The following is a 9,734-nucleotide window of genomic DNA, read 5'->3' on the forward strand; positions in this document are numbered from 1 at the left end:
AATGTTATTGTGCCTGTGTCTTGGCATATTGGGGTTTGGTGTTTTTCGGCTAGTGCGATGTTGCAGAGGATGGTTTTTAGTTGTGTTTTTGCGGTTGTGTTTGTTTCTTCAGTGTAGGCTTTTTGGAGTGCTTGTTTGATGTCTTCGGGTAGGTAGGTGACTGCTTGTTTTATGAGGTTGATGGCTGTGTTTTCTATGGTGCGTGTCAGGTTCAAGGTGGGTTTCACTTGTTTGTCGGTGTTCTTTTATAGAGTGTGGCTTGTACTTATAATTTGGTGTGTTTTGGTTTGGTGCGTGAGCGCTTGGGAAAGATTATAATCTCCTTATATGAAGCACCTGTGCAGAGGTGTTTAGGTGCAGTACAGCTTAGGGGATTCTTGTGCTTGATTTGATTAGGGCTTCTAGTTTGGGGTTGTTGACGCTGGTGTGGCTGTTTTTTCTTGTGGTAGGCGATTTTTCCTGTGTTATGAATGGCTCATTTTTACTGGGCAGTTAAGGAATGTGCTGTTTCTTGAGCTTTCTTGAGTTGTGTTCGTATAGTGTTGATTTGTTGTTGTGTGATGTTTTCTATGGTTTGTTCGAGTTGTAGTACGAATTTGCGTGCTTTTTCGGTGTTGTTTTTGATGTCTGTTTGGGTGAGTTCTTTTGTTACGTAGTATTGGGTGTCGATTCTTGTTTGTTTGGCTTTTGTGATGTCGGTGATTAGGTGTGGGTTGAGGATTTTGTTTTTTGCGAGGAGTTTTGCTGTGTTGATGGTGCAGTCGTGGATTTCGGATTTGACGCCTATTTTCATTAGCAATGCGTATAGTGCGAAGTATCTTGCGTAGTATGCGGTTGTTGCTGTCCAGTCGGTTTCTTTGATTTGCAGTGCTGCAGTCATTGTGTTTAGTGCGCTTATTGCTTTTTTGAGATAAGCTTTTGCAAGGTTTGGGTTTGGTTCGGTTAGGCGTATTCCGCGTTTTTGTTTGAAGCACCATGTTATGGCTTCGTCATCGTTCAGTGTGAAACCTCCATAGCGTGGTTACGAAGGGGTCTGCGTTTTGGAGGATTATGTGGTTTCTGACTATTTCCTTTATTAAAATATCGCCTGTTCGTAAACCAGTGTTGAAGTTGTCAGCGGTGGCGGTTTTTATGTTGATTGTTTTGCCGAATGTTGTTTCGAATTTTTTTATTCGGCTTAGTTGGTTTGGAGCGAGTTTGCCTATGATGAGTAGGTCTATGTCGCTTTCTTCTGTAGCATAGTCTTTTGCGTAGCTGCCGAAGAGAACAAGCGGGTTTGCCGTGTCTGTGTTGGTTAGGTGTTCGGCGAGTTTTTTTATGAGGAAGTTTTTTTGTAGGTAGGCTATTGTGGTGAGTTCTTCGGTTATTGTGAGATGGTGTTTTGTGAGGATGTTGTCTTTGTTGAGGGTGTATTGTTTGTTTCTGCCTTCTTTTTTGGATTGGAGTATTTTGTGTTGTTCAAGTTTTTTCAGGTGCGGTAACAGGGTCATGTGGCTTGTGTTTAGTAGTTTCGCCATGGCTCTGGCGTGCAGGCTTGCAGCGTAGTCTGTTCGGTACAGTGCGAGTATCCTGAAACTATTGGCAGTTTTTTCTTCCATATGGAAGGAAATGCTTCCAGTTGCTATTAAGGCTTACGCAAAACCAGCACATCATTATTTCCGCGCGTGTTCTCTAGCGCTTGGAAAAGACTATAACCCCCTTATATGGATGCTACGGTTTGAGCGTTTTGCAGAAACTAAGGGGTTTTGCGGTTTTGCCGAAAAGTTTAGAGAGTTGAATCAACATATAGGAGAGTGAAAAAGCAATGCCGAAGACCCATAAAGTGCAAGAATGGGAAAAAGACCCTTACGCTGTCGAATGGCTTTCGAAAGTGGGGAAGCGCACTCAAAAGAATTACAGAGAGCGCTATCCGAAATGGCTTAACTTCATTGGCATGACACCCACGGAGCAATTCAAAAAGCGCATTAAAGATTTGCAGAGTGATAACCCGAAAGAGCGGGGTTTCTTTGAGGATAAGGTTATTGAGTTTAAGAACATGCTAATCACTCAGAATCTTAAACCCTCAAGTATAAGCTGCACGTTGACACCTATCTTGAGTTTCTTTTCGGCACATCGTGTGCCGTTGCGTTTTAAACGCGGAGAGCTAAAGGTCGAAGCAAGAGCAGAAGATAAAGTGGTTAAAGAGTGGATTCCAGATAACCAACAAGTCAAACAAATCTATCAACACGGAGACGCAAGAGACCGTGCGCTTTTACTGTGCTTATATCATAGCGGATTTAGCGAAACCGATGTTAGTTCGTTGAACGTTGAAGATTTGCCCAATATCCAACAATGCGAAGGACACTACCCAATAACAATGTATCGAGAGAAAACTAATGTTTTACAGAGAACATGCTTAAGCGAAGAGTGCGTTCACGACATTAAAGCAATGTTAGAAGAACGTGAAGCTAAAGACCAATTGAAACCTGATAAAACTGGAAAAACTCCAATGTTCATAAGCCAAAAAGGAGAGCGATTAACGACACGGTTCATTAACGACATAATCAAAACGATGGTAGAAAAGACCTACGGGAAAGACAGAGCGAAAGAGTTCAAAACCAAAAGCCTAAGAGACGCATATAACGACGCACTTTTGAGAGCAAACTTGACACAGGAAATCAAGGACACGCTTTTCGGACACAAAAGAGAAGGAGCAAGAGAAAAATATGCTATTAGCCAAGCCACGATAATAGATGCCTACAACAAGGCTTTCCAATACTTAACCGTGAATCATGGCACGCAAGCACGAAAAGACATTGAAGTCATGCGAAGCGAAATGATAAAGATGTCTCAGTTAATCGTTAAAATGAGCGAAGAAACCGTGAAGCTTAGAGAAGAAAATAAAACACTCAAAGAGCAATTAGCTCAATTCGCACATGACACAGAGGCGCGGTTTACAGTGATAGAAGAGCGGATTAGCGGAAAACTTGAATCTTGGAAAGTACGCAAAGATTACACGATTGAAAAATAAACCCTTTTTATCTTTTCTACCTTTTTTATGATTTATATGAATAATATCAGCAAAATTTAAATCCTTTTTTGAATATAAGTTATTATTGAGGCTTAATTATGGAAAGCTGTGCAATATGCGGAAAAATCGTAAACAACCGAGACAGCAACCACAACATCACCACAGCGCAACCGCACACACAATGCGCATCATGCAAATCAATCATGTGTGCAGAATGTGCAACCGTGGAACAGTGTCCAATATGCGGATATGACGGTAAGAACTAAACTGCGCATTCATGTACAAAAATGTACATGCCCTCTCCCCTTTTTCCTATCTTTCGAAACGGATTATAGGCTCTATGAATACCTGTTCGAAATGTACAGCATGTTCACAGTCTTATCCTATTAACGTTCTAACCTTCTTTTGCTTAAAGAAGGCGGATTCTAACCGCATTGGCTACTTTTACGACCGTATGCTCTCGATAGAGAGATGACGGTAACACCGTGAAGATTTAGATATTCTCACACTCAAAACTGAAAGGTCACGAAAGCGCTCAAATGGGCAAACCCAACCCATACCAAGGCGCTTTAGCCCCCCGCCTTCAAAATTCCCCAGAAGAGGCTCCGAAATAGACCCCAATTTCACGTGGTATAGAGTGAAGCTTCAGTTATCTGTTGGGAGCCAAAATTAGGTTACACTAATTACGAATTTTGGTGAATCTTCATTAGGATAAACTAACTCTGTGGGTTGGTAACCTTCAAGAATTTTGTAAATTAGTAATCCCTTTGCCGTTTGATTCGGCATCATTGTACCATGAGCGCGGACAGGGTCATTAATTAACAAATGGTCTGACCACGTTCCTGTAGAAGAGATTCCGTTGTCTGAATCTGCATAGTAAGTGCCGTATTTTAGCTTTGGCGGTTGAACAGAATTGAGTTTTAAATAGAGTTCATGTTCCCACAAATCGATTTCTTTGTTTGCGATATTTTGAATTGTAAAATTGAAGAATACAAAGGTGGTGCCTTCTTCAGAATCAAACCAATATCCCGATTCGTGAAATTGTGTTGTTGTTTTCCAATAAATGATGTTTGTTTGTAGTTCCTCAATGGGATAACCTTTGATTTGTTCACCTAAAGCATAAGTCTTGACCGATTGAAAAAACTGTTGTTGGTACAACACAACTAAAACGATGACAGCAAGTACAATAACCATTAGCAAAGCAAAGATTCGTTTTCCACTAATGTTCTGCGCGCTCCTCACTCATTTTATTCTTTATTGTTTTGCCTTTTATGGTTTTTTGAATTTAGTAGTTAAAGAAGACTGTGTATCATTTATTTAATTAAAATCTTCCTCATTCTCAGTGTCGAAGCGGCTAATTTGAACAAAGGGGAATTTCTCGGCGCTTTTTGGCGGATATTATACGTATATAAAGCGTTTAGTTTAGTTATCTATTGAAGAAGCCGTTTGGTTTATTTTAAGAGTGTTCTGGACACGACCAACACCAGTAACACCAAAAGAAAAACCAGTATTACCATGCCCCGCTACCCTCACACAGGATGGGTGTCACCACAGTGAATAAACTTAAAAATTCACTATATACTATATTAAGAGGAGTAGGGCATGGAAAAAATATTCCCACTGAATCTGTTGCCATGGTGTTTTGTGATTTTGTATCAGGCAATTCATGCAGTTCTCGTTTTGTTGTTGTTTGTGTGTCTGCATATGTGAAACGTGGAATGAACTTCAACGGCTCAAAAACCTTTACATTTGTAAACTTTTCCCATATTCAGTTCTGAGAAAAAAAATTTTCGTTTTGTTTCTTTGAGTTTTTCGATTAGTGTGTCTGCGGGGTTTAGTTCCATTATGTCTATGATGTAAGCGTCGCTGTATGGGTTATATTTAGTTTCTCCTTTCCGTGTTACCGTGTGCGCTTCTACTTGTGTCCTGTTTAACCAGCCTATCATTTTTAGTTGTGTTTCTGGTTCGTTCATTTGCCATACAATTAATAGATTGTTGCTGTGCCATTCGCTGAGTTTGACTATGAGTTTTCGGCAATAGTGGTGTATGGTTTTGACTTCGATTTTTCCGAGCGTTGGGATTAGAAAATCATAGTCTTTTTGTAGGCGTTGGTCGATAATTGGGTCGTTTGGCACATATGGCACTTCCATTAGTTGTAGCAGCAGTTCGAACGCTTTTTGTCCGCATAGTCCTAAGCGTGCGTTTGCGGTTTCGTTCTGCTTGAAGTGTGCCATTTGTGCCTGTCTGTATCTTTGAAGGAAAAATTCTGCGTGGAGTTTTACCCATTCTTGGAATTCTCGTTCAATTAGGTATAGTGGATGTCCTTGTTCTATGGTTTCTGCCTGTATGAATGCGTTGATTAGTTTGATGGGTTTGAGTGTTTTTACCATGTTAGTGACCACAACACTCCCTCTAACGTGCTTCTGTACCATGTTGACCTGTTCTAATTTTCCATTGCATTACGGACACGTTGACGCTGGCATTTATTCATACTCCGTGTTTAAAAGCCACTTTGCTAAAATCCAATCCATAACATACTGTGAAGTGACTGTTAAGCGAATGGTGTCTCCTACATAGTTTTGCGTGATGGTTAAGTTGTTTACTTCAAAGTATGGTTTTTCTGTGTTTACGTGGGTGCGTGTTTCGGAAAATATAACTACGTTCTTAGTTACGTTCTTGAGTTCACAGTTAATATTCACGGATGGGTAAGGCGGATTTTTAGAAGCCTGCATTTCAATGAGAAAGTGGTGTTCTTTAAAAGTCCCTTCGCTTCCGAGTATTTTACCTTCCGCAATAGCTGAAGTGGCGTTGTACTCCTTCTTTGCGCATCCACAGCCACAACATTTTCCCATTTATTCTTTCACCTCACGTGAATTGTGATGTAATATTCAAATTTGTGGTAATGCTTGCGTTTTGTGTTGTTGATGTGGTTAGCCTGATTGTGTCGTTTGTGTGGTTTTGGGTTGTTTCGATGATTTTGTCGAAGGATGTGTAATCCGCGCCTGTATGTTGAAAGTTGCCTGAGTCGATAACAATGTTATCGGTTACGTTTTTGAGTTCCCAGTTGATGGTTTTTGTGTTTGGGTCGGTGAATTGTAATGCGATGGTTACTCTGAAAACGTGTTTTGAAAAAGTCCAGCTTGAACCGAGTGCATGTTTTGAGCCGTCACAGTAGTATGTTGCAGCTTCCATGCCGTAGGCTTTGGCTTCTACATAAAGCGATGTTTGTGGGTGGCATGTGTTTTTTTCGTTCGTGTTTGACAAAATATAAACCATTACGTTTCACCAGAAAAAGGCGGATTCAGCGGAGCGGGGTGTCCTCCGCCGTCTCCGCTTGTGGGTTTTTTGGGATAGCTGTTGGAATGGGATGAGAACTTTGACTGTTACAGGGGACATGTTAATCACCTTAGACTTTTCGAATTATGAGCAAACTTTGGAATTTTCCGTGTTTTAACTCGTTAAGTCGGTTTTTTTGCTGCTCTGTTTTGAACGGCATCATTTGAAGCCGTTTGATTTCAGCTTCTCGTTGGTCAAAATCTTGCAGCGGAATTTGTAAGTTTTCACCGTGGTTAAGTAGCCTGTCCACTTGTGTGTCTGTTAAAGTTTCCGCAAGATTGATTTTGATGGTGTAGCCGTGGGCTGTTGGTGTGATAACTTCTATTGTTGGGTGGATTTTTTCGTTTCTTGATGTTTCCATTCGCAATTCATTGTTTTTTATTGCTTGTTTCAGCTTTTCTTCTCTTAAACGTCGATTTTCTTTGCTTTTTTCTTCGTTCAGTTTGGTTTCTAATTCTTGAATTTGTAGGTCAACCTTGCCTTTTTCTTCCATCAACTCTCTTTTGATTCTGAGGTCTGGTTGTGTTCTTATTTTGATTGAAAAATCTTCTTGTTTTTTGTAGAATTGTGTAAGCTGGTTTTCTATTTCTTTAACTAACATAGTTTGTTTTCTCCTTTTCTTTTCGTTCAAGTTTAGCGATTCTTTTTTCGATTTCCTGAATTTTTATGAGCGCTTCTTCCAGTGTTTTCATGGGTTTTTCAGTTCCCATTGTATTTTTTGTAAACATGTTTTCCCGTAGTTTTGTGCTCTGCGGTATGGGCATTGCATGTGTGGGCATTCTGGAGTGCAAAATTCGGGGTAGGTTTGTTTAAGGCGGTCTTCTTGTATGCTTCTTTGAATGTCGCAATTTCTGAGATGTAACGTGGTTGTTGTTTCTGGTTGCGGTTGTTGGGGGTTGGGTGTTGGTTTTGTGATGTTTGCGTTGAGAGGAAGTTGGTAGTCACCGAAAAGTGAAACGTTTATGATTTTTTGTTCTGAGTTAGAGGTTTGCGGAATCATTTCTCCAAGTCTTTTAATGTCTCTTGTTACAACTTCCGCGAATTCGCGGTCTCCACTTCTTAAGCTTCTTTGGATAACTGGATATGAGTTTTGAATGTATTGGATTGTGTTTTCATCCAAGTTTCGTTTTATGAGAGCCAAATTTTCCCCATTCATAAGAATGAATCCTCGGCATTTCTCGAAATCTACGCTGTTTGCACAGAAAGCATAAAAAGCGCATGAAGCGTTGCATTGAGAGCCTTGAGTGGGAAATCTTGCTTCACCTCTATGAATAATATCTGCATCTTGCGTTGAAATTCGGATTGTCATGTCAATTCACCTTGTAAGTAACGAGTTATCCAGTCACGAACTTTTACGCTAATCTTTGTTCCTTCATTTGCAACTTTTACGAGTAGTCGCTTATGTAGTTCTGCGGACATTTGAACGTGTATTTCTTTGTTCATTGGAAATTTCTCCAATTATAGAATAATATGCCAAATTCAAATATAAAAGTGTTTGTCGTACGATAAATAGCCTTAATTTTGCATGTATTCTCGAAAATATTCGAATTGAAATGAATTTATCTTGTTGTAAGAAATTGCGACAATACTATTTTTTAAGCCATATCTTGTTGTTGTATGTTCGTTTGACTTTGGGATAAAGACGTCGGGATATGGGGTTAAAATGTGTTCAGGGCTTGTTTTGTGACTGTTTTTTGATATTCGGCTTGTTTCGAGCTACGTTTATAAGTGTGAGTTTGCATAGTCTTAGGCGTGGTGAATTAGAATGGAAAATGTGACGTGGAAACGTTGCAGCCACAGGATGCCGACAAGAACGGAGATAGTTGCAAGAGCTAAAGAGCTTTACCATATGCGTGAAGCAAAAGCGGGCAATCCAGCTTTTGACATTGAACCTGAACTATGCGAACTCAAAGAAGAGGGTTATCTTTCCGCTGCAAGAAGCGAACTTATGCACAGTCCAGCGAAAGACTATGAAGACCAGTGGAAACAGTACGCGGAAACGGAAAATTTTGTTGATTTTTCGTTTGACTATGAAGATGCACTAAAAAGTGGAATCTACTGTTCGGGAACAACGGGAACGGGAAAGAGCGACATTGCTATGTACGTGGCGCAAGAACTGATAAAGAACGGTGTTATCGTGATAGTTTTTGATTCAACACAAGATTGGCAAATGCGTTCTTCCATTGCGCAAGTGCAAACGTTGAAAGTGTCATATGTCGAAAGTATCCCGCAAGTGAGTACGGTGTTTGATATATCCATGCTTTCGGTTTTGCAGAGGCAACAGCTAATAGAACGGTTTTGTGGAGACATCTATCGTTATCAAGCAGCGAAAAAACCCAGCGAAAGAGCGCAATACTTCTTAGTGTTTGAGGAAGCGCACAACTATTTTAAAGAAGGTTTCATGCGTGCTAAACGATTCAGCGATTCCGCTATGTTGTTAAGTGAAGGTCGAAACTATAACGTGCGGTTTATGTGTATTACCCAGTTCGCAGGTCTCATTGACAAAACTGTTATGAGGTACATGCGACAGAGGTATTTCGGTTTCACTGATGAGCCAAACGATGCTGAGTACATCTCAAGATTCTTTGCGAAAGAAGACCGTGTTAGTGTGAAAGAAACTTTGCGGAATTTGAACAGTGGAGAATTCGTTTATGTGCATGGCGCTGAAACTCAGAAAGTTGCTATTGAGCCTTACGAAAGCTATGTTTCAAAAACTTACATAAAACCCAGCGAATCGCAAAATTTGCCAACAGTGAAAACGGATTACGCAACAGGTAAAACAGTTATTATGGGATTATTGCTTTTGGGGTTCATCATCTACATGCTGAGTTGTTTAAGGTGAAACCATGATGACGGCAACAATAAAAAACCCGAATTGCGAGGGCTACACAATATCGCTACATGCGGAATTAAACACTCTCTATTTTAACGGTTTTACCGTTTACTCTTTAGAACTCCCTGTTTTAGTGCGCTCTTGCCGTAGTGGTCTTATATAAAGCACCTGCATAGGGCTGTTTTGGGTTTGATGGATAAGGCTTAAACGTGCTGCCCTTGTTAATTCTTTTGCATGGTTCGGAAACCCGCGCCTAAAGTGTTCATTTCTGAAGAGCTTGCCGAGCTTCTAAGAAAGGCTGGGGCGCAAAGCAAGATTTCCAAGTGGGTTGGTGATATGAAGGAGGTTTTGAGGGAGAACATGTACGCGGGCGAGTTGATTAGGAAAAGTCAGATTCCTAAACGGTACATTGAACATTATGGCGTGAATAACTTGTACAGGTACAGTCTTCCTGAGGGGTTTCGCGCGTGTTACACGATTGTGAATGGTTGTCCGTTTATTTTGGATGTGTTGTCGCATCAGGAATACGATAAGGTGTTTGGTTACAGAACAACC

At 40.5% G+C, this 9,734-nt stretch carries 13 protein-coding genes; 4 read left to right on the top strand and 9 right to left on the bottom strand.

Annotated elements, in window-relative coordinates; all coding sequences use genetic code 11:
* The 3 genes from NWE95_06960 to NWE95_06970 form a co-directional block, all read right to left on the bottom strand.
* The coding region (locus NWE95_06960) for a fumarate hydratase (GenBank protein MCW4003633.1) at positions 1 to 215 on the bottom strand (215 nt) is incomplete at its 3' end.
* A gap of 266 nt (positions 216 to 481) precedes the next feature.
* A complete protein-coding gene (locus NWE95_06965) occupies positions 482 to 952 on the bottom strand; it encodes a HEPN domain-containing protein (GenBank protein MCW4003634.1) in 471 nt (156 codons plus the stop codon).
* 37 nt (positions 953 to 989) lie between these two features.
* Positions 990 to 1,598, bottom strand: a complete 609-nt coding sequence (locus NWE95_06970) for a nucleotidyltransferase domain-containing protein (GenBank protein MCW4003635.1) — start codon at positions 1,596 to 1,598, stop codon at positions 990 to 992.
* A gap of 206 nt (positions 1,599 to 1,804) precedes the next feature.
* Between NWE95_06970 and NWE95_06975 the strand changes: the two genes are divergently transcribed.
* Positions 1,805 to 3,010, top strand: a complete 1,206-nt coding sequence (locus NWE95_06975) for a site-specific integrase (GenBank protein ID MCW4003636.1) — start codon at positions 1,805 to 1,807, stop codon at positions 3,008 to 3,010.
* A gap of 98 nt (positions 3,011 to 3,108) precedes the next feature.
* Entirely contained in the window at positions 3,109 to 3,276 is a 168-nt protein-coding gene (locus NWE95_06980) for a hypothetical protein (protein ID MCW4003637.1), read from the top strand.
* A gap of 403 nt (positions 3,277 to 3,679) precedes the next feature.
* On the opposite strand, the gene NWE95_06985 is transcribed toward NWE95_06980, so the two are convergent.
* From NWE95_06985 to NWE95_07010, 6 genes are all read right to left on the bottom strand, one after another.
* Entirely contained in the window at positions 3,680 to 4,204 is a 525-nt protein-coding gene (locus NWE95_06985; protein ID MCW4003638.1) for a hypothetical protein, read from the bottom strand.
* Between the two features lie 539 nt (positions 4,205 to 4,743).
* Positions 4,744 to 5,400, bottom strand: coding sequence for a hypothetical protein (locus NWE95_06990; protein ID MCW4003639.1), 657 nt, complete (start codon positions 5,398 to 5,400; stop codon positions 4,744 to 4,746).
* Positions 5,401 to 5,493: 93 nt separating this feature from the next.
* On the bottom strand, positions 5,494 to 5,862 hold the full coding sequence (locus NWE95_06995; protein MCW4003640.1) for a hypothetical protein: 369 nt from the start codon (positions 5,860 to 5,862) through the stop codon (positions 5,494 to 5,496).
* 13 nt (positions 5,863 to 5,875) lie between these two features.
* Entirely contained in the window at positions 5,876 to 6,274 is a 399-nt protein-coding gene (locus tag NWE95_07000; GenBank protein ID MCW4003641.1) for a hypothetical protein, read from the bottom strand.
* A 142-nt stretch (positions 6,275 to 6,416) separates the two neighbouring features.
* Positions 6,417 to 6,947: a hypothetical protein gene (locus NWE95_07005; GenBank protein ID MCW4003642.1), complete on the bottom strand. Its 531-nt coding sequence runs from the start codon at positions 6,945 to 6,947 to the stop codon at positions 6,417 to 6,419.
* Between the two features lie 87 nt (positions 6,948 to 7,034).
* Complete coding sequence (locus tag NWE95_07010) at positions 7,035 to 7,655, bottom strand: hypothetical protein (GenBank protein MCW4003643.1); 621 nt, start codon at positions 7,653 to 7,655, stop codon at positions 7,035 to 7,037.
* Positions 7,656 to 8,111: 456 nt separating this feature from the next.
* Between NWE95_07010 and NWE95_07015 the strand changes: the two genes are divergently transcribed.
* Together NWE95_07015 and NWE95_07020 are read left to right on the top strand one after the other, a co-directional pair.
* The gene (locus NWE95_07015) at positions 8,112 to 9,188 is read left to right on the top strand and encodes a hypothetical protein (protein ID MCW4003644.1); all 1,077 of its coding nucleotides are present in this window, start codon (positions 8,112 to 8,114) and stop codon (positions 9,186 to 9,188) included.
* Positions 9,189 to 9,413: 225 nt separating this feature from the next.
* Positions 9,414 to 9,734, top strand: a 321-nt coding sequence (locus tag NWE95_07020) for a hypothetical protein (protein ID MCW4003645.1), incomplete at its 3' end; no start/stop codon positions are given.

It is taken from the genome of Candidatus Bathyarchaeota archaeon, from assembly GCA_026014725.1.
Taxonomy (GTDB): Archaea; Thermoproteota; Bathyarchaeia; order Bathyarchaeales; family Bathycorpusculaceae; genus Bathycorpusculum.